The organism is Dolichospermum sp. DET69, assembly GCA_017355425.1.
GTDB lineage: Bacteria > Cyanobacteriota > Cyanobacteriia > Cyanobacteriales > Nostocaceae > Dolichospermum.
This window is the reverse complement of sequence record CP070233.1, coordinates 5,104,060-5,124,360: the sequence shown is the minus strand read 5'-3', so window position 1 is coordinate 5,124,360 and position 20,301 is coordinate 5,104,060. Positions and strand designations below refer to the sequence as shown.

The 20,301-nt window shown below is 36.1% G+C and carries 21 protein-coding genes and 2 pseudogenes; 13 read left to right on the top strand and 10 right to left on the bottom strand.

Features of this window, described 5'->3' with window-relative positions; genetic code table 11:
• Window positions 1-20 precede the first annotated feature (20 nt).
• Window positions 21-692 (top strand): iron-sulfur cluster biosynthesis transcriptional regulator SufR, encoded by a 672-nt coding sequence (gene sufR, locus EZY12_23610; protein QSX67622.1) that lies wholly within the window; start codon window positions 21-23, stop codon window positions 690-692.
• A 400-nt stretch (window positions 693-1,092) separates the two neighbouring features.
• Here the strand turns inward: sufR and EZY12_23605 are convergent.
• Window positions 1,093-1,329 (bottom strand): annotated as a pseudogene (locus tag EZY12_23605) (hypothetical protein).
• 737 nt (window positions 1,330-2,066) lie between these two features.
• On the opposite strand from EZY12_23605, the gene EZY12_23600 reads away from it, so the two are divergent.
• From EZY12_23600 to EZY12_23575, 6 genes are all read left to right on the top strand, one after another.
• On the top strand, window positions 2,067-4,280 hold the full coding sequence (locus EZY12_23600) for a hypothetical protein (protein QSX67621.1): 2,214 nt from the start codon (window positions 2,067-2,069) through the stop codon (window positions 4,278-4,280).
• Between the two features lie 84 nt (window positions 4,281-4,364).
• The gene (locus tag EZY12_23595) at window positions 4,365-4,598 is read left to right on the top strand and encodes a HigA family addiction module antidote protein (GenBank protein ID QSX67620.1); all 234 of its coding nucleotides are present in this window, start codon (window positions 4,365-4,367) and stop codon (window positions 4,596-4,598) included.
• A gap of 185 nt (window positions 4,599-4,783) precedes the next feature.
• Window positions 4,784-5,065, top strand: a complete 282-nt coding sequence (locus EZY12_23590; protein ID QSX67619.1) for a hypothetical protein — start codon at window positions 4,784-4,786, stop codon at window positions 5,063-5,065.
• A 61-nt stretch (window positions 5,066-5,126) separates the two neighbouring features.
• A complete protein-coding gene (locus EZY12_23585) occupies window positions 5,127-5,354 on the top strand; it encodes a type II toxin-antitoxin system HicB family antitoxin (protein ID QSX67618.1) in 228 nt (75 codons plus the stop codon).
• Entirely contained in the window at window positions 5,351-5,578 is a 228-nt protein-coding gene (locus tag EZY12_23580) for a type II toxin-antitoxin system HicA family toxin (protein ID QSX67617.1), read from the top strand. The genes EZY12_23585 and EZY12_23580 overlap by 4 nt, the downstream gene beginning before the upstream one ends.
• Before the next feature lie 206 nt (window positions 5,579-5,784).
• A complete protein-coding gene (locus EZY12_23575; protein ID QSX67616.1) occupies window positions 5,785-6,045 on the top strand; it encodes a hypothetical protein in 261 nt (86 codons plus the stop codon).
• A 68-nt stretch (window positions 6,046-6,113) separates the two neighbouring features.
• Here the strand turns inward: EZY12_23575 and EZY12_23570 are convergent, their stop codons facing one another.
• From EZY12_23570 to EZY12_23555, 4 genes are all read right to left on the bottom strand, one after another.
• Entirely contained in the window at window positions 6,114-7,298 is a 1,185-nt protein-coding gene (locus tag EZY12_23570) for an ABC transporter ATP-binding protein (protein QSX67615.1), read from the bottom strand.
• Window positions 7,299-7,429: 131 nt separating this feature from the next.
• On the bottom strand, window positions 7,430-8,281 hold the full coding sequence (locus EZY12_23565) for a carbohydrate ABC transporter permease (GenBank protein QSX67614.1): 852 nt from the start codon (window positions 8,279-8,281) through the stop codon (window positions 7,430-7,432).
• 61 nt (window positions 8,282-8,342) lie between these two features.
• Window positions 8,343-9,248 (bottom strand): sugar ABC transporter permease, encoded by a 906-nt coding sequence (locus tag EZY12_23560; GenBank protein ID QSX67613.1) that lies wholly within the window; start codon window positions 9,246-9,248, stop codon window positions 8,343-8,345.
• 25 nt (window positions 9,249-9,273) lie between these two features.
• Window positions 9,274-10,527: a sugar ABC transporter substrate-binding protein gene (locus EZY12_23555; protein QSX67612.1), complete on the bottom strand. Its 1,254-nt coding sequence runs from the start codon at window positions 10,525-10,527 to the stop codon at window positions 9,274-9,276.
• Between the two features lie 428 nt (window positions 10,528-10,955).
• On the opposite strand from EZY12_23555, the gene EZY12_23550 reads away from it, so the two are divergent.
• Together EZY12_23550 and EZY12_23545 are read left to right on the top strand one after the other, a co-directional pair.
• On the top strand, window positions 10,956-12,644 hold the full coding sequence (locus EZY12_23550; protein QSX67611.1) for a SulP family inorganic anion transporter: 1,689 nt from the start codon (window positions 10,956-10,958) through the stop codon (window positions 12,642-12,644).
• Between the two features lie 6 nt (window positions 12,645-12,650).
• Window positions 12,651-13,211, top strand: coding sequence for a carbonic anhydrase (locus EZY12_23545; protein QSX67610.1), 561 nt, complete (start codon window positions 12,651-12,653; stop codon window positions 13,209-13,211).
• Window positions 13,212-13,219: 8 nt separating this feature from the next.
• On the opposite strand, the gene EZY12_23540 is transcribed toward EZY12_23545, so the two are convergent.
• Together EZY12_23540 and EZY12_23535 are read right to left on the bottom strand one after the other, a co-directional pair.
• Window positions 13,220-13,873 (bottom strand): hypothetical protein, encoded by a 654-nt coding sequence (locus EZY12_23540; protein QSX67609.1) that lies wholly within the window; start codon window positions 13,871-13,873, stop codon window positions 13,220-13,222.
• A 255-nt stretch (window positions 13,874-14,128) separates the two neighbouring features.
• Entirely contained in the window at window positions 14,129-14,455 is a 327-nt protein-coding gene (locus EZY12_23535; GenBank protein QSX70808.1) for a YbjQ family protein, read from the bottom strand.
• A 259-nt stretch (window positions 14,456-14,714) separates the two neighbouring features.
• Between EZY12_23535 and EZY12_23530 the strand changes: the two genes are divergently transcribed.
• Window positions 14,715-15,395: a tetratricopeptide repeat protein gene (locus EZY12_23530; GenBank protein ID QSX67608.1), complete on the top strand. Its 681-nt coding sequence runs from the start codon at window positions 14,715-14,717 to the stop codon at window positions 15,393-15,395.
• Window positions 15,396-15,497: 102 nt separating this feature from the next.
• Here EZY12_23530 and EZY12_23525 read toward each other — a convergent pair whose 3' ends face one another.
• Window positions 15,498-15,647, bottom strand: coding sequence for a nicotinate phosphoribosyltransferase (locus EZY12_23525; protein QSX67607.1), 150 nt, complete (start codon window positions 15,645-15,647; stop codon window positions 15,498-15,500).
• Window positions 15,648-15,809: 162 nt separating this feature from the next.
• Entirely contained in the window at window positions 15,810-16,901 is a 1,092-nt protein-coding gene (gene aroC / locus EZY12_23520) for a chorismate synthase (protein ID QSX67606.1), read from the bottom strand.
• A gap of 274 nt (window positions 16,902-17,175) precedes the next feature.
• Between aroC and EZY12_23515 the strand changes: the two genes are divergently transcribed.
• Together EZY12_23515 and EZY12_23510 are read left to right on the top strand one after the other, a co-directional pair.
• Entirely contained in the window at window positions 17,176-17,457 is a 282-nt protein-coding gene (locus tag EZY12_23515; GenBank protein QSX70807.1) for a hypothetical protein, read from the top strand.
• Between the two features lie 8 nt (window positions 17,458-17,465).
• On the top strand, window positions 17,466-17,867 hold the full coding sequence (locus EZY12_23510; protein QSX67605.1) for a PIN domain-containing protein: 402 nt from the start codon (window positions 17,466-17,468) through the stop codon (window positions 17,865-17,867).
• A 55-nt stretch (window positions 17,868-17,922) separates the two neighbouring features.
• Here EZY12_23510 and EZY12_23505 read toward each other — a convergent pair.
• Window positions 17,923-18,012, bottom strand: a pseudogene (locus EZY12_23505) (hypothetical protein).
• Window positions 18,013-18,266: 254 nt separating this feature from the next.
• On the opposite strand from EZY12_23505, the gene ftsH reads away from it, so the two are divergent.
• Window positions 18,267-20,174 (top strand): ATP-dependent zinc metalloprotease FtsH, encoded by a 1,908-nt coding sequence (gene ftsH / locus EZY12_23500; GenBank protein QSX67604.1) that lies wholly within the window; start codon window positions 18,267-18,269, stop codon window positions 20,172-20,174.
• Window positions 20,175-20,301 lie beyond the last annotated feature (127 nt).

Sequence of the window (20,301 nt, the reverse complement as noted above, 5' to 3'; positions counted from 1 at the left end):
GAAAATTTTTTGGGACTAAAATGGCCACTACCCAGCAGTCCACAACTAAGCAAGATATTTTAGAGTATCTATTAAAACAAGTACAAGCTACATCCTTGAAGCTTGCAGAAGTATTAGATGTCAGTCCCCAAGCTATTCGCCGTCATCTGAAAGATTTGGAGGCTGATAATTTAGTTATATATTTTATACCTGAAAATTCAGGTATGGGTCGTCCCCAGCATCTTTATCAACTCAGTCAACGGGGACGGGAACAATTACAACGAAATTCAACCAGTTTAATTAATGGTTATGGAGAGTTTGCGGTTTCGCTTTTGGATACTTTAGCGGAAACTGTAGGGAGTGAGCAAGTTAAAACGATTTTAAGAAAGCAGTGGGAACGCAAAGCGCAGGAATATTGGGAAAGGGTAGGACATGGTTCTTTGAAAGAACGGGTAGCAAATTTGGTAGAATTGCGAAAAGCAGAAGGTTTCATGGCGGAGTTTCACGCTGTTGATTCTAATATTAATGATGATGAAAAATACGTTTTTATTGAACACACTTGCGCTATTTCTAATGTAGCGGAATCGTTTCCTAGTGTGTGTGGCCATGAGTTAGAAATGTTTGCGGCTATTCTACCAGATTGTACTGTGGAGCGGACTCATTGGTTGATTCATGGTGAACATCGTTGTGGTTATTTGGTGGAAAAAAGTTAGAACTATTTGAACGCAGATAGACGCAGATGAGGAAGTCGGTTATTTTTGTTGTGGATGTGGGATGAAAATAGATGATTTGACAATGAATTGATTGGGGTTTTGCGGTGTTAAACTCCTACAGTTTAGGAATTGAAAGGGTGTGATTTTATGAAAATTTCAGCGACAAATTACCAACAAAATTTATCTAAAGTTTATCAACTAGAGATTGACGTTTACTTTGATATTCTTCTTCTGTGATAATTCCCTCTTTAAATATTTCTTTTAATGCTTTTAAACCCTTAGCCGCTTCCACAGTAGGATTTTGCATTTTTTTAGGTTTTTCTACTATTACTGTTCTTCTTGTTTTTGATCTTCTATTGGGATTATCTGCACGCAATTTTTCCATCAATTTAGGTAAATATTCCACTTGTCTAATATTATCCCAATCAATAACTGCAACCCAAATATTCTCTTCTGGAGAATGTTTAACCATTCCCTCTATTTCTAAATCTTCGCTATAAAAAGTCAGTGTTTGACCATCTTGTAATTCAATTTTTTGACGTGCTAAATCTTCAATTGTGCCAATACAATTTAAACGCAACCGACTTTCTTCATCAGCATTATTAAAGTCTGCAAAAACTCTTAATTGTTTATTCAAATTCTGTTGGTTATTATTGTCCTGAGAGTTGAAAAAAATAGCTGGTGTGTTCATAGGTAATCTATATAAATATTATGGTTTTGGTTTAGTAATTGTAGGTGTAAGCAGATTACTAATTTCTTCTGGAGTTAAACCACTTAGTGTTGCATGATAACCTCTTCCAGAACCTCTCCCACTGTTGTAACACCTATTTGCCTATGAGGAATTACTTTTACTAAGAGAACTCCACAAAAAAGATGATCCAATTTGTGTAGGTGCGTATTGCAATACGCACCTACCCTTGTGATAAATATGGGATATTTTTTATTTGGAAGTCTCTTAATGTAACTGTATTGGCTGATAGCGATCGCTCTTATCTCTTTCCTACTCTCTAACTGCTGATATTATGGTTTACGGTGTTGTCTCAAAATGTTAAAAAAAGCAAAGTGTTACTAAATTAATTTCTGATCGGAAACTGAAAACTATGCAATTTAGTATGATAATTAAGTAATATGAATTACTCAAAAAATTTACAGGCATTACTTTATTATGCAGCATGAGGCAATACTGAAACTCAAACCGCGCCCTCTCCGCTTAGTTTACTTAGTGAATACAACAACAGACCTGAAAAATGCGGTGACACTTTACACACATTTATGGGGGGCTTCTCAAATACAATCTTTCCAGTACCCGATGATACTGATAAACTTATCCTCTTGGAGTATGCTTTACGCTCAATTAATCCTGATTATATTTTCTTGCCAGAACAAAATATTCCAGAAAATGTTACTGAAATCTTAGATCAGTTTCCAAGTTGCTGCTTAAAACTTCCATCTAAGAGAATTGAGGACATAGCTAATGTTAACGATCATCTTATCGGGCTTCCATTACTGACAGTAAATGGTTCTAAAATTGCAGGATTTCCACATATTATTTATATGCTAAATTCTGTATACAGGAATCCCATGTCTGATACTAATATTTGTTTAATTTCAGATAATTCTATATTTGAACATGAGATATTTTTGCAATTTGGTAAACCATCGAACCAATATCAAGGATACCTAAGCAATTATCTCAATGCTCGTTTAATTTCCATCAATTCTATTGAAGCTTTACTAAAGGCAAGCTTACTAACAGTAACAAGAATATTCAGAAACTCACTCTCTATGACGAAAATGGAGATTATCTATACAGAATATTCAGTTTTTGGGGGTATTGGAGATCATGAAAAAGTTTGCAATTTATTCCTTTATGAATCTAATGATATTAATATTGCAGCTATTTTTTGGAACTACCGCCGTTTAGATATAGGTTATAGTAATAAATTTCTTTTGCCTAAAAAAGACTTCATTGAAAAATTAGAAGAATGTATTTCAATTTTGGACAAATTTTTTCTTTCGATGCAAGAATTGAGAATTTATGTAAAATTACCACATGAGGAAGCGATAGATTTAGCCAACCAAATTAATACTATTTTTAACAAATTTAAACGAGATATTTTTGTAAGAGTATTTTATCAAAATTCCGGTTTTGACTTTGAGCCAGGAAGCGTTTACTCTAGCAAACCTATTGTTACAACACGAGAAATTTCATTATTAGATAAATCCATACGGTTTAGTCCTGTCGTACCTTCTGGACACGAAAATTCTAATTATCTTTTTGGGTATGATGCAGAAATTGAGTTTGCCTCTGGTGAATCATTTTCTGCACCTTTTACACAAACTTCTGCTGTACTCCTATCTAATCACATACAACAAATTAAATATTCAGAAAATTCTCTATTAAAAGATTGGCAACAGAGGAAAACACAACCTGTACGACCTGCTGAAAAGGGTGTTGCAGGGTTAGTTTACTCTAACGCAGAATGCTGTATATATTTACCTGAAAGCGAAGAAATTATTGCAAGATGGTTAAAAAGTAAATGTCTATTTTTTGAATTAAATGATCATACTCGGTATGCTAAAGGGTTTATTAAACTTTTTGGAGGTTTTGATAGAACTAGAGATTTAATTATGTCAGGTGGAGCGAAAATATTTTTGGCTTTTGATACCAATGAATCCGATATCAAGGGATCAAAACTTTCACATAAATCAGAACAAAGTGGATTAAAGTATTCACAAATAGAGGGTTTTTTAAAACAAAAATTAAATCTAAGTCAGGCAGATGCAAGGAAGATAGTTAAGCAAAATCTTCCGGCATTATTGGAAGCAGGGTTATTATACCGAGGACACCCTCTAAAATGCCCGACCTGTGGATTAGAAGACTGGTACAAGCTTGAAAAAGTTAACGAATTTGTTGAATGTAATGGTTGTGCAGAAAATTTCCAGTTAGAAAGTTTGACTAGTTTAGAATTTTCATATAAACCCAACGAATTAGCAACCCGTTTTCTCAAAACTGGTGGACAGGCTGTACTTTCAACAGCAGTTTTTTTGTCCTGGCTTGCTTCTTCTGGACATATTCAACTAGGAGGAGACATTTCACACTTAGGTGAAAATCAGTCGTTCGCAGAAATTGATTTATTTATCCTTGTTAAAGATGTTCTAATGCTTGCTGAATGTAAGTCTTGGCGTGTAATAGATGAATCAAAGGCAAACGATATAATCAAGCATCTTGAAAAAGTAATTGAAACAGCAGTCCTTGTAAACGCCAAAGTAGTAGTTTTAGGTATTGTGACTACATCAATTACCTGTGACTTACATTCCCTTGTGAGTGATGTGGCACAAAATGCAACCGAAAAAGGAATTGGAGTACATCTCCTACTCAATGATACATTCTATCTATGGGGTCAAAAAGAGAATGAAATAAAAGAAAAATGGCAACTGAATGTTGGGTTACTTGTAGTTTCAAAAGAGAAGTTGCTTCATTATCAAGTTGTATCTGTAGGAGAACCTATCAGACAATATAGTTGGGATGAGGGAGATCAACTGGTAGATAGAAACTTGGTAGAATCTTGGAGGCAAGAGTTTTAAAGGTTTTAAGCGGATCTGTTTCTTTTGGGAAAATGGAAATGGTTATAATGTAGAAATAGTGGATTACCATTAGGAGAAAATGTCATGGAAAACAACTTACTACATAATCCCCATCCTGGTAAAGTTTTAAAATATGAATTTTTAGAAGAATTAGATATCAGCGAAAATACTTTAGCTGTTAATTTAGATTTAACTTATCCTACTATTCAAGGAAATATTACAGGTAGACTTAAAATAACAGCAGATATAAATTTATGCCTTTGGCTCTATTTTAGATTTTCAGATGGTTATTTTTTAAGATTGCAAAATGCTTATTAAACCAACTTACCCCACCTGATAACTGTATTAAAACTTCTGCGATCGCTTTCGATAAATTTTTATTTGAATGTTCATAAGTCAAAGTTAAAAATTGATAACCTTTTCTTATCAACTCAGGGTTATCAATCATTTTATGATACAATATAATCGAGTTACAAAAATACAACTACATAAATATAAAAAATATGAACAACCTATCAATTCCAGCGCAAACATTACAGGAAGCATGGGAAAAAGGTTTACAGCAAGGTTTAACCAAGGTTGCTATAAATATGTTACGAGAAGGTATTGAATTAGATTTTATCGTCAAACTAACTGGATTACCATTAGCAGCGGTTAAAAATTTACAAGCTGTTGATACAGATGATGATAAAATATTGGTTAAAGAATTTTTAGAAATGAGTGAATCATCTTTAAACAAAGTTTGGCTTGATCCAGAGGAAGACGAAGCATGGAAGGATCTATAGAACTTTCCTTTGTGTTATAATAAAAACCGAATATTGCTAACTTTATTAGTAAACTATCGCCATGACAAATAAAACCATGAAAAACAAAGAATTTTATGTAGTAATTGAAAGAGATGAAGATGGTATGTATATTGGTGAAGTTCCTCAACTAAAAGCCTGTTATAGTCAAGGAGAAACTATTGATGAACTAATAAAAAATATTAAAGAAGTTATTGAAATGTGTTTAGAAGAACTAGAAGAGGAATTAACCACAGAATTTATTGGTGTGCAAAAAGTAGTATTATCATGACTAAATTACCAACAATTACAGGAGAAGAACTGATTGCTGCATTAGAAAAAGCAGGTTTTTATATAGTCAGACAAAAGGGAAGTCATGTAAGAATGAAACATGAAGATAATCGAGTTGTTTCTATTCCTTCCCATAGTGGTAAAACTATCGGAAAAGGTTTATTAGTAAAAATAATTCGAGATGCAGATTTAACTAAAGATGAACTGATAGAACTTTTACATTAGTTATTAGGCATTTTAGACAGGTTGTGTAGTTTGATTTACATTAATATCCTCAATCACAGGAATATCTAAGTCTAAACGTAAACATAATCACATCCAAAAATCAAAAGCAGAATTTCCCTTTGCACATCCTCGCTATTGATCTGCTTTTATTGCTCAGGAGTGACAATAATATGATTTAATAGTAGAAAGACAATTTTTTGAATTTTATGGATATTTCACCTAATCAATCATCAACCCAATTTTTATCTTCAGAAGAATCTGCTCAAGTTGACGCAGCTTTGTTATCTTCTCCTGAAAAGTTTTTAACAAGACTGACTATTTCTTCTTTGAGGATTTTACAACATATTGCCAAAGAATATGATGTTTCTATTGAGGAATTGACAACAAAGCAAATTATAACTTGGTTTGAAATAGATGCCAAAGTTAGAAGAGAGAAAGGGATTGAAGAAGCATTTCTCAAGTGGTAGATTTAATTAAATATTATATAACTTCAGGCAGAAGTTTTTTAGCCGCAGTTTACTTACATTCTGATATATTAGACAATGGCTTGACCATCTTTAGTAAAGAAATACAATTTTTTTGTATCTACTTTCAAAGTTAATTTCGGTTTACCTTGAATTTCGGGAGAAGTTGCGACTCTAGCAATTAAAATTGAGGATTTTTTCCGATTTTCTTCCTTATTCATCCCTGCTTGTGCAGATCCATCGCGGTTTTCTTCCACTTCAATTTTATCTACCCCAGCATAGAAATAAATGATCATTTCATGACCAAGGGATTCAACTGTTTCTACATCTACCTCTATCTTGTGACCTTGGTTTATCGAAGTTTTTTGATAAGCAAAGGCTTCTGGACGCAAACCAATTAATATTTTCTGATTGAGGTAATTTTCTAATTCTTGATAGTGATCAAGAGCTTCTGGATCTATGATAAATGGTTGTCCAGCGAAATCAAAGGTAAACTCACCTCTTTCATTTTTACCTAGTTGACTGTGGAAAATATTCATAGCTGGAGAACCAATAAAAGCCGCTACAAAGGTATTTGCAGGAGAGTCATAAAGTTCCTGGGGTGGAGCAATTTGCTGGAGTTCACCACCGCGCATAACTGCAACGCGATCGCCCATTGTCATCGCTTCTACCTGATCATGGGTGACATATACCATAGTGATGCCCATACTGCGCTGTAATTGGGAAATTTCCGTTCTAATTTGTACCCGCATTTTGGCATCCAAATTAGATAATGGTTCGTCCATTAAAAATACGGAAGGATTACGCACAATTGCTCTACCCATTGCTACTCTTTGGCGTTGTCCTCCTGACATTTGTTTGGGTTTATTATCTAATAAGTTGGTTAAACCTAATTTTTCGGCTGCTGCCATTACCCGTTGTTGTCGTTCTTGTTTGGGCATTTTCAGCATTTTTAAAGGAAATTCTATATTCTCCCTAACTGTCATGTGAGGGTAAAGAGCATAGTTTTGAAATACCATTGCTATGTTACGTTCTTGGGGGGTTTTGTTGTTGACAATTTCTCCACCAATCATTAGTTTACCGCCACTAATTTCTTCTAAACCGGCTAGGATTCTTAAAGCTGTTGATTTACCACAACCGGAGGGACCAACGAATACTAAAAATTCTCCATCTTTGATGTTTAAGGATAGGTTTTTTAGGGCTGTGTAACCGTTGGAGTAGACTTTGAAAATTTGTTTAAATTCTATTGTTGCCATTGTTACTTTAGTTTATTTGTTTTGTGTTTAGATATTTATTTAATGAACCACGAAGGAGCGAAGGACACAAAGGTAAGAGGTGGTGAGAGATATCTTGTTTGGGTGATGTTGTTTTTGGAAGGTTGGGATTTTTAGCCTTTGACTCCTGAAGATGCAACTCCTTTTACAAACCATTTTTGGAAGATTAAAAAGATAATTAAAACTGGTGCTACCATCATAACTCCAAAGGCCATAATATCGCCCCATTGTAATGGTGGTAGGGTTTGAAATTCGGCTATTGCTACTGGTAAAGGACGGACATTTTCCCCCACTGTCACCATTACAGGCCATAAAAATGAACCCCATTGTGTTAAGAAGGTGAGAATTGCTACGGTAGCAAATACAGGTTTAGAAACGGGGACAATTATGGCAAAAAAGGTCTGAAATGTACTTGCTCCATCTACTTTTGCTGCTTCTTCTAATTCTTTGGGTAAGCCAATAAAAAAGGTGTAAAACAAATAAATCGCCAAAGAATTAGCAATAAATGGGACAATTTGGGCAATATAAGTATTACGCAACCCAACTAAAGTAATTTGAAAAAACAAGGGTACAGCTATAGCTTCAAAGGGAATAATCATTAAAGCTAAAACTACAGCAAATAATATATCTCTACCTTGCCATTGCATTCTGGCAAAAGCATAAGCTGCCATTGAATTGACCAATAAACCCACCAATACAATCATACTGGTAATGAACAGGGAGTTAAAGAAAAATCTCGTAAAATTAACCCGTTCAAAAACATTTTGATAGTTTTGAAAAGATATTTGATCAGGAATAAATGCCTTAATACTTCCAGATTCTATCAATACTAAATCATCAGGTTTCAAACTACCCACAATCATAAATAAAATTGGGGCAACAAATAAAAAAGCTAACAAAGTCAAGATCAAATATATAACGACTTTGCCAATTATTTTTTGTACTTGTGATTGAGAAATAGACATATTATCTAAACCATTAAATTTATCTGCGTTTATCCGCGTTTATCTGCGTTCCCATCATCTCTTAATCAATAGCTCTTTCCTGTTTCACCACAATTCTTTGAATAATAGTAATTGCCAAGACCACCACAAAAAATACCACAGTCATTGCTGCACCCTTAGCCATTTTTTGCTGTTCAAAAGCAGCTTTTACCGCTTCATACATTACCGTTGTGGTTGCCTCATTTGGACCGCCTTGAGTCATAATTTTAATTTGATCAAATAGTCTAAAAGCCAAAATTGAAGTCACTAACATCACAAAAATCAAAGTATTTCGTAATTGAGGTAAGGTGATATAAATAAATTGATTCAATTTATTACTACCATCAATAGCCGCAGCTTCATATAAATTTTCAGGAATTGACTGTAAACCCGCGAGAATAATCACCATTTGAAAGCCGACACCCTGCCACATAGATAACAGGATAATGGAGGGTAAAGCTAACCAAGAATCACGCAGAAAGTCCTTTGCTTCCCAAAATCCCCATGTTAATAACTCCATAAAAGAGTTCATCATTCCATCAGCATTGGGGGCATAAATTAATATCCAAACCACTGAAACTAAAGACATGGGAAAGACAACGGGCATGAAAAAGAATGTTCTGAAAATTGCCATGCCTTTTAATGGTTGATTTAATAATATGGCTAGTCCTAAAGCAATCGCTGTTTGTAAAGGTACTATCACTAGGGCAAAAATGCCATTATTCAATAATGCTCGTAAAAATGCTGGATCTTTAAGAATGCGGTGATATTGTTCTAAACCTAAAAATTCTAAAGGCAGTGGAGAACCAAGACGCAAATTTGTAAAGGATAAGATGATTGCTGATAAAAATGGCAATCCCAAAAATAAAAAGAGTCCAATTAAAGCCGGAGAGACAAATAAAGCAGGTGTATTTCGTTCATTTTTTAATTGGGACAATAAGTAATTCATGGTTGATTAATTTGTGAATGGTTCACTAACTCACTTGGGGATAACCTTGATTATCTTCAATATCAATGTCAATGTTAATAGCGGCTTTTTTTAAAGCTTTTTCCACATCCACACCATTGCGAATATTATTAAATGCTTGTTGAAATGCTGAAGTTACTACCGCATATCCAGGAGTACGAGGACGGGGTACAGTGTTTCCGTTTAAGAGTTGGGCAGAAAATAAACGTAGGGGACCACCTTCTTGATAAAGTGGAGATTGAGCGATCGCACTTTTGGTAGCTGGAACTGCACCATTAGCATTAGTCATGGCTAATACTTCCTGGGGTTTTAACAAAAATTCTAAGAATTTCATCGCGGCTTTGGGGTTTTTGCAATTACTAGTAATTCCCCAATTCCAAGAACCTTGTCCAGTTTTTGAGCCTGTGCCAAAATTAGGTAAGGGTAATAAAACTAAATCATTCCCCAATGCTTTAGCATAACCAGCATAAGCCCAATGACCAACCCAAGAAAGAGCTACTCTACCACTGGTAAAGGCAGCATCATCCAGGTTAGGATCAACATAGTTATTTTGTAACCAAGATTGCAAGTGTGCGATCGCTTGAATTGCTTTTTCTCCATTAATTGCTCCCTCAGCTTCCAATGTTTCACCCTTTTGACGGAGTAAAGAACCCCCAGCAGAATGGATAATGGGAGCGAAACCATAGGTAAACCATTCACCACCATAGTTTAATTTTAGATCAAGCACTTGCCCATCTTTATTAGGGTCTTTCTCGGTTAACTTAGCCAATACTTGGTTAAACTCTGCCACTGTCCAAGCATTAGTATTATTTTTAGGAATGGAAACTCCTGCGGTTTCTAACTGTTTACGGTTGCCATAGAGTCCTAAACCAGAGTCAAATGTACCAACTGAATAAAGGTGATGATGATAAGTTCCCTGTTCAATAATAGAAGGTAGCAAATCATCTTTTACCTCTGGGGAAATTATATTATCAATGGGAATTAGATTCTTTTGCCAAACGTAGTTATAAACAAAAGGGCCATCAAATTCTAAAATATCTGGTAAATCTCTAGAAAGTGCCGCAGCTTGAATTTGAGAATTGTAAGAACCTTCGGGAATAAAGGTCAATTGCACCTTAATGTCATTTTCTGACTGGTTGAACCGTTCCACCTGTGCAGCGATGGTCTGGCGTTCTGCTTCTTGGCCAGCATGAACCCAAACATCCAAAATGCGATCGTCATTTTTACCGTTTACACAAGCAACCAAGATCAGAGAAATCAAAAATAAACTGCATAATAGAGGAACAGTTGAATATTTAGGATATCTAAACATACACTTGTCGAATTAGAGGATAAATTGACATTTTTAATGAAAGTCTGATGGGGGATAATTACAGAATTTACACAATTTGATCATTAGAACTAAAGAACGGACTTGACACGAAGATTTTAAACCAATATGCCATCAGTAGATATTGAGAGTTCCTCAAATTGAGATCTGCATTTAAGTGAAAACTAGATATATTCTATGTTTGAGTGAAGTGTTAATATTTGTAATAATTAGAGCTTGCTGAATGCAAACGCAAAAATTCTCACCCAAACTAAGCATATTGGGCGAGGACATCCTATTACTAAGTTGAGGTTAAAAAATCTTATTTTTATAATTGCAGTAAAATAGCAGCAAATTGTATAAGAGTTGAGAATAACAATATGGCCATCTCTGATACTCTCCAAGAATCAAAGCTTTTCCGTCTAGGTCGTTGGTTTAGTAGCTGGCGTGGGGATTTGACGGGAGGATTAACCGCAGCAGTAGTAGCATTGCCTTTGGCTTTGGCTTTTGCTGTAGCTAGTGGAGTCGAACCAAAGGCGGGGCTTTATACTGCTATTGTCGCAGGAATTGTGGCGGCTATCTTTGGCGGTTCTCCAGTCCAGATTACCGGACCCACGGGAGCAATGGCCGTGATTTTGGTGGGAATTGTCGCCAAGTACGGGATTGAGAAAGTTTGGATTGCTGGGGTAATGGCGGGAATTATCCAAATTGCTTTGGGAGTAGCCAAACTCGGACAGCTAGTGAAGTTTATTCCCTATCCAGTCACAGCAGGTTTTACTAATGGGATTGCTGTTATTATTTTTTGTGGTCAATTAAATAATTTATTTGGTTTAAAACTACCACGGAGTGAACATTTTTTGCCGGGAGTTTGGCAAACTTTAACTCATGTAGAAACTGTAAATTTGGCAGCAGTGGGACTGGCAATTGTGGTAATTGCGACTACAGTTTTGTGGCCGAGGATTAATAATACAATACCAGGTTCTTTAGTGGGGTTGGTATTAGCAACGGGAATAGCTACTTGTTTTCATCTAAATGTTCCCACAATTGGGGCGATTCCCCAATCTTTACCGATGCCCCAAGGGATTCCCCACTGGAATGATGTTAGTGTGATTCGAGAATTGATTAATCCAGCTTTGGCTTTAGCTGCTTTGGGTAGTATTGAATCTTTATTATCGGCAGTTGTGGCTGATGGTATGACTGTTAGTGAGAAACATAATAGCGATCGCGAATTAATTGGTCAAGGATTAGCAAATATGATTGTCCCATTTTTTGGCGGTATCCCAGCCACAGGGGCAATTGCTCGGACTGCTGTTAATGTCCGTTCTGGCGGTAAAACTCGACTATCAGGAGTAATTCACGGCGTTGCTTTAGCCATTATTGTTCTCACTTTAGCGCCCTTAGCAGCACAGATTCCCCTAGCCGCATTGGCGGGAATTCTCATGGTAGTTAGCTGGCGGATGATTGAGTGGGAAGCCATTGGTTTATTAATGCGGGCTACCTATTCTGACTTTGCGGTGATGATTTTAACTTGGTTGGTAACAATCTTGTTTGACTTAGTTCTCGCTGTAGAAGTAGGATTAATTGCGGCTGGTGCTTTGTTCATCAAACGGATGAGTGATTTAAGTTTGGTGAAAATTCCCGAAACTGAAGTATTTCCCCCCGGTACTCCTCTGGAATTAGGGAAAGAAATTGCTGTTTATCGGGTAGATGGTCCGGTATTTTTTGGGGCTGCGGAAAGGTTTGCTACCTTTCTTAGAGATGAACCAGAAGTAAAATATTTAATTTTGCGGTTACGGTTTGTGCCAAATATGGATACGACTGGGTTAGTAGCATTAGAAGACATTTATCACGATTTGCAACGCCACAATTGCCGTTTAATTCTCACAGGTCTACAACTGGAAGTTAAACAACTACTAGAACGTTCGGGATTATTAGAAACAATTGGTTTATCAAATTGTTTTGAAACAACTACAGATGCTATTTGCTCTATCTCTCCTCAAATTATAGGATGTTTGCCACGTGGAGTCACTGATTTAAAATCAAAAGAATTGATGGAATTAAATGACTGATAAAATATGAATAAAACTATCAATCAATGTCTTTGTTGTCATCCCTTAGCTAGTCGTCGTCATTTTCTGAAATCGTTTCTTCCCGCAGCAGTCGCTTTTACTGTTCTCCAATCAGCGACACCAGTGAAAGCTGAAGTTAATCAAGCTCAAGCTTTAGTTCTAAGTTGTATTGACTTTCGGTTCATGACAGCAGAGCAATATTTTTTAATGAATAAAAATTTAGGTGGTAAATATGATTGGACAGCCTTAGCAGGAGCTTCTCTAGCTGTAACTGGATTTCCTCATCAATCTGATGCTGAAGCATTTTGGGATCAATTAGATATTTCCTATAGACTGCACCATATTCACAAAGTGATAATTATTGATCATCAAGATTGTGGAGCTTATGCCATGATGATTGACTCTAATTTAAGTAAAGATAAAGAACGAGAGTTGCAAGTACATACAGATTATTTAAATCAAGCTTATTCATCAATTCGTAGTCGCTATCCTCAGATGGAAATTGAACTGTATTTTGCAACTCTCAACTCGGCAGAATTTCAACAAATTTTACCAACACTTCCATAACTTTTCAATCAGGAATTATAATTATTAGTTCTAGATGTACTAGAGTTAGAGGTACTACGCGCACCTGATACTGCTCCTACCAAGGAAGCAAGTAAACCTAACAAAGAACCAAACACAAACCACCACAAAGTTCTTGAGGTTGCAGCAGCAATATTGCGAGTTTGTTCAGCAGTCAAGACGGGTATATTCGACGTGACAACATTCCCCTGTTGCTGTAATTGATTAATAACTTGGGTGGCATTATAAGCGGCTACTCCAAAAACTCCAAAAACTCCATTAGCTAAGAGAAAAGAGCTAAGTGCGATAGTTGTTGCCCAAAGAATTGCACCGTTGAGTATGGCTGTATCTCGGTGCATGGGTCCACAAGCACGGGTTGTTATCCAAGCACCGATAAACAAGGACAGTAATAAGGCAATAGTTGACCAAATTCCGACATTACTAATAGTAGTAGGGGTAATGCTTCTTGGCTCTAAGGATTCGGCAATTCTTCCGGCACCGAGGGCACTAAAAAAGGAACTCAATATTAATTGAGTTGCTAAAGCAACTAACACACCGGAAATTATTGGACCCCAGCGGACACGGTCTCGGTATTCAGTGACTCTATTAGCTGACAAGGACTCAGAAGAACCAATTTCTTCGCCTACTCGATTTACGTATGCCATAGCTATTTTTCTCCCTTGTTATTGCAACAAAGTTGCTCGTTTATATATTGTATATTTTCACAAGAAAAAACTCTAAGAAGGGAATTCTTTCTTTTCAACACTGCTTGGAATTTTGAATTATTTAAGCTTATATCTAATATTAAATCGCTAATTATAATTTCAAATCTCTATCAATAGAAAGAGTTATTGACTCTTTCTATAGTTATAAATTAGTTAGGTCAGTAAATGGTTGAAAATTACAAAATCAGGAAAATATCAACGAATTTTTACGGCTGTACCTGTGGCTGTAATTACTAATAAAACACCAGATTGATCAACGTTAATTGTTCCCGTATCAACTGCAATACCAATAACAGCATCAGCACCTAAGCGTTGCGCTCTCTGTTCTAATTCTTCCATTGCTTTCCGTTGTCCTTCTTCAAAGAGACGCTCATAGCTACCAGTGCGGCCACCAACAATATCCCGAATACTTGCTAAAAAATCTCGAAGAAAATTGCTACCATAGACAACTTCTGCTGTCACAATGCCCAAGTATGATTGAATTACAGCCCCTTGAATCACATCAGTAGTAGTTAAAAGCATACATTTATTGAGAAGATAAATTAGGGAATTATACCAAAATTCAGGAATAAAACTTGCTTGATACTTCATTTACCTGCAATTTATCAGTACCGATGGGCGAAAGTATTAATTTATTGCTATAATCCTCAAAGATGTTAAGTGATTTAAGAAAATATTAATACTGTATTATGTAAATGTGAATAATATAGATTATAAAGATAAATATTTTTGGTTTAATATCCGCATAAAAACGGTTACAGAAAATCTAGGAAAATTTACTATGTACAAAAAAACATCATTCGTATTAACTGCTATCTTATTAGGATGTTTATTTACTAGCACACCTGTAGTAGCAACAACTGATGTATTAGTGGTACAAGCTGATAATGCAGAGTTGAAAAATCTGATAGAAGAGGGGAAAAAACTGGTAGATTCTAAAGATTATAATGGAGCGATCGCAGTTTATCAACAAGCAGCACAATTAGATCGTAAAAATGACAGAATTCATGCTACTATCGGTTACTTATATACTCAACAAGGCAATCTTTCCTCAGCCTTAGATGCTTATCGTCGAGCTATTGCCATTAATCCTAATAATAGTGATTTTTACTATGCTGTTGGTTATATCAAAAGTAGTAAAAGCGATAACAAAGGAGCAAAGGAGGCTTACCGACGGGCTATCCAGTTAAATCGGAATAATGTCAACGCTTATTTAGGATTAGGAGTTTCTCAAGTTAGTTTGGGTGATTATCAATCAGCTTTGTGGGCTTATGAACAAGCAATTAATTTAGATAAAAATAATCCTCGCACCTATGAGTTAATCGGTTCTATGTTTAAACAACGACGACAAATGACACAAGCAAACAAAGTTCTCAAAAAAGCATTGAATTTATATCAGCGGGGAAATGACACAGAAAGTGCAGAGCGCATACAAGCAATGCTACAAGAAATAGGTGGTTAGAGTAGATTAGCAATTAAAAATAGGGACATGGTATCAGAATTTTTACCTTATCCCTACTTTTATTATGTAGAAAAATCTTCTTCAGTGTTACTAAATTAATACCTACCAAATTGCTTTACCTTTTTTATGTATATTACCTGTAAAAGGTTGCACTCCAGTCACAGGATAGGCATCATTGGCAGGGGTAAAAATCCGCATGAAGGCTTCAGAAATAAACTGAGCCATATTAGCAAACATTTTGGAGATAGCCATAATACTATAGCCCCTTTTTTAAATCTTTTAATTGGCGATATTTGTACTTTAATACTGTTACTATCTACTTGCTCATATTCTTCATATATCTATATTAAACACAACATTTTTTTAGATAACTTTGCAATACTTTATAATTGGGGAATTGGGAATATTGATGATCTATGACAAAACCTTGCATTGTCCATAATGACGTAAAAGATGATCGCATAAAACCAAAGCTACCATCGCATCAACCATAGGTACAGCGCGAGGTAAAACACAAGGATCATGTCTTCCTTTCCCACTCAAAAGGGTTTCTTCACCTTCTTTAGTGACGGTTTTTTGTTCTTTTCTAATAGTTGCAGTTGGTTTAAAAGCCACTCGGATAATAATATTTTCACCGTTGGAAATTCCCCCTTGGATTCCTCCAGAACGGTTAGTTACAGTTCTAATTTCGCCATTTTCATCAATATAAAATTCGTCGTTATGTTCAAAACCTGTTAATAAAGTTCCATCAAAACCTGAACCAATTTCAAACCCTTTACTTGCTGGTAATGACATTACCGCTTTTGCTAAATCTGCTTCTAATTTATCAAAAACTGGTTCACCTAAACCCTTGGGAACATTCCGCACCACACATTCAACGACACCACCGATGGAATTACCATCTCTTCCAGTTTGTTCTATTAATGAAATCATCGTGTTAGCAATTTCGCCATCTGGACAACGGACGATATTGCTTTCTACATCTGCTAAAGTTACGGTATTGGTATCCACTACGCCTTCTAAATTCTGAATGCGCTTAACATAAGCAATAACTTCAACATTGGCAACTTGATGTAAAATCTTTTTAGCGATCGCACCTGCTGCTACTCTACCTATTGTCTCACGCGCTGACGACCTGCCACCACCTTGCCAATTTCTGAAACCATATTTAGCATCATAGGTAGCATCTGCATGGGAAGGGCGGTATTTTTGCGCCATCTCATCATAATCTTCAGGACGAGTATTTTTATTTCTGACTAAAATGGCAATTGGTGTTCCCAAAGTTTTCCCCTCAAACACCCCAGATAATATCTCACAGGTGTCTGCTTCTTTGCGAGGAGTGGTAATTTTACTTTGTCCTGGCCGTCTTCTATCTAACTCAAATTGAATCTCCTCGGCAGAAATTTCCAGTTGTGGGGGACAACCATCAATAATAACCCCCACACCGCCGCCGTGAGATTCGCCAAAAGTAGTGATACGGAAAAGATGACCAAAAGTGCTGCCCATGATGTTGAGAAAATACAGACTGGAATATGTATTCTACCAGGAATTGTGCCAAGTTTGGCGGAAAATTAAAAATTCCTCAATTTCAGCAAGTTAATTTAAAGATGTTGATTCATAATTTTTCACCAGATAAACCTATATTGTTCTCTACAAAAGTTATTTTTTAATCAGAATTTACAGAATGTTAAAATCAAGTTGATTATAACTGAATAATGACAATTATATGATATAATTGCAAGATAGTTAAAATGAGAGGTCTATTATGTTATCAACAAATATTAAGCCAGAATCAATCATTAACAGAATTGAAAGCGTGGTATCTATGTTAATGGAAGAAGACTCTATATTTAAAGAGGATCTTAATTATGCAGAAACAGTCAAACATATACTTCAAATTGTTCAAGACAATTTAACACTGGAGAGATTTAATAATATGTCTGACGACAAGTTAAAAGAAAATTGCAGTTTTGTCATGTCGTCAGAAATTTTATCCAAAATTGGAGAAAAGTTCACACCTGAACAAATGGCAATTTTTGATGAGGCAATTAAACGAAAATAGGTAATTTCATGAGTTATTTGTTAGATACTAATATTGTTTCTTTAGATATTAAAAACGATTTTAAGATCCGGAGAAAGTTAGAAATACTGAAATTTGAGGAGGTAGGTATTTACATTAGCTGCATTACTTATTTTGAAATTAGAAGAGGATTTTTAGCAGTTGATGCTCCTAAGAAAAGAGAAAGATTTAACAAAATTTGCCAAAAGTATCCGATTATTTTTTTAGATGATTTGGCAATTTTAGAAAAAGCGGCGGAAATTCACGCTAGTTTAAGATTAAAAGGTTTACCAATTCAAAGTGAAGATGTTTTAATTGCTGCGACTGCAATGATTAAAGGTTTAACAGTTGTTTCTAATGATAGTGATTTAACTAGAGTTGAAGGTTTGAGTTTAGAAAATTGGTTGTTGTAATATCATCATCCTGTAAATCCTTAAATCCTGGAAATCCTGATTCTGACCATTAACGTCAAGATACCCACCAGATTTTGATAGTGTTGTCCATACTACCACTAGCTAAAGTCCTCCCATCTGGACTAATGGCTACTGACCTAACATATGTATACTAAATGTAGGTTGGTTTAACGCAAGGAAACCCCACAGCATCCTTATTTTGCTGTCGTTCAACTCAACCTCCGATATCAAAACTTTTTAGCTTGAACCGAGCAGTATTGATATTAAAGTATATTAAAGACTCTTAGCTTCTCCACTGTCACCTGTCAATAGTTGGGACTGACAGTTAAACTAGATGAGAAAACTGTAATTTCTAGATTTGACAATTTCTCAGAAAAACAGCCATAAAGGGTAAGTATTATGAAAAATTTCCACAAAAAGGCTTTGATGAAACAGCGTTTAATCGGTTCGTCTCCGCGTCATCTTTTAACGGGAGTCATGGCTGCTGGGTTGATGATGTTACCGGGAATGGTTGGTGGTAGTTCCGTTCTAGCGCAACAAAAACCTGAGCGGAATTCTTTAACCTATGGGGAGTTAATTCGCAAAGCAGATAAAGGAGAAATTAAAAAGGTCGAGTTAGATCAAAGTGAACAAACAGCTAGGGTTTATTTAGTTGGACAAAAGCCCGATACTCAACCTTTACAGGTGCGCCTTTTAGATCAAAATGCGGAGTTAATTAATAAACTTAAAGAAAAAAACGTTGATTTTGGGGAGGTTTCCTCCGCTGGAAATAGAGCCGCTGTGGGGTTGTTAATCAATTTAATGTGGATTTTGCCCCTAGTAGCTTTAATGTTATTATTCCTGCGTCGTTCTGCAAATGCTTCTAACCAAGCCATGAGTTTTGGTAAATCTCGCGCTCGGTTTCAAATGGAAGCGAAAACCGGGGTAAAATTTGATGATGTTGCGGGAGTTAAGGAAGCAAAAGAAGAATTAGAGGAAGTTGTAACTTTCCTAAAACTACCAGAAAAATTTACGGCTGTGGGTGCAAAAATTCCCAAGGGTGTGCTGTTAGTTGGACCTCCAGGAACTGGGAAAACTTTACTCGCAAAAGCCATTGCTGGTGAAGCAGGTGTACCATTTTTCAGTATGTCTGGTTCGGAATTTGTGGAAATGTTTGTGGGTGTGGGTGCTTCCCGTGTCCGTGATTTGTTCAAAAAAGCCAAAGATAATGCTCCTTGTTTGATCTTTATTGATGAAATTGACGCGGTAGGTAGACAACGGGGTGCGGGTATTGGTGGGGGAAATGATGAACGGGAACAAACTCTCAACCAGCTATTAACGGAAATGGATGGTTTTGAAGGGAATACCGGCATTATTATTATTGCTGCTACTAACCGCCCAGATGTTCTAGATTCGGCTCTGTTACGTCCAGGACGCTTTGATAGGCAGGTAATTGTAGATGTTCCTGATTTGAAGGGAAGACAGGAAATTTTGACAGTTCACGCCCAGAATAAGAAAATTGATCCCACTGTATCATTAGAAGCGATCGCTCGCCGCACTCCTGGTTTTACAGGTGCAGACTTAGCCAATTTACTCAACGAAGCCGCCATTCTGACTGCGAGAAGACGCAAAGAAGCTGTTACAGATTTAGAAATTGATAATGCGATAGATAGAGTAGTTGCAGGTATGGAAGGAACTGCTTTAGTAGACAGCAAAAGTAAACGCCTAATTGCTTATCATGAAGTCGGACACGCTTTGGTAGGTACGTTAGTTAATGGACATGATCCTGTACAAAAAGTTACTCTTATTCCCAGAGGACAAGCACTAGGTTTAACGTGGTTTACTCCCAATGAAGAACAGGGTTTAATTTCCCGTTCTCAAATTTTAGCCCGAATTGCTGCCACTTTAGGCGGTCGCGCTGCTGAGGAAATCGTGTTTGGGAAAGCAGAAGTGACTACAGGTGCAGGAAATGACTTACAACAAGTTACTAGTCTGGCCCGACAAATGGTAACAAAATTTGGAATGTCTGATTTGGGTCCAGTTTCCTTAGAAAATCAAAATAATGATGTATTTTTAGGGCGTGACTGGGGAAATAAATCCGAATACTCTGAAGACATTGCTGCTAAAATTGATGCCGCAGTCCGGGAAATTGTGAACAAATGCTATATTCAGGCTAAGGAAATTATTGAAGAAAACCGTTTAATTTTGGAACGGGTAGTTGATTTATTGATAGAACAGGAAACTATTGAGGGTGATGTATTCCGTAAAATTGTTGCCGATAATACTGCAATCAAAGTCACTAATGAGCAGGTAGCCGTACCTCATTAGTTTAGAGTCAAATGTGCATTTTTCGGATTCCTTGTAGAGACGTGACCTGGAACGTCTCTACACTTAACCTTTAAATAAAAATTTGCCTATAGTGAGATTTATCGCCAAATAAAAGCTAAAATTAACA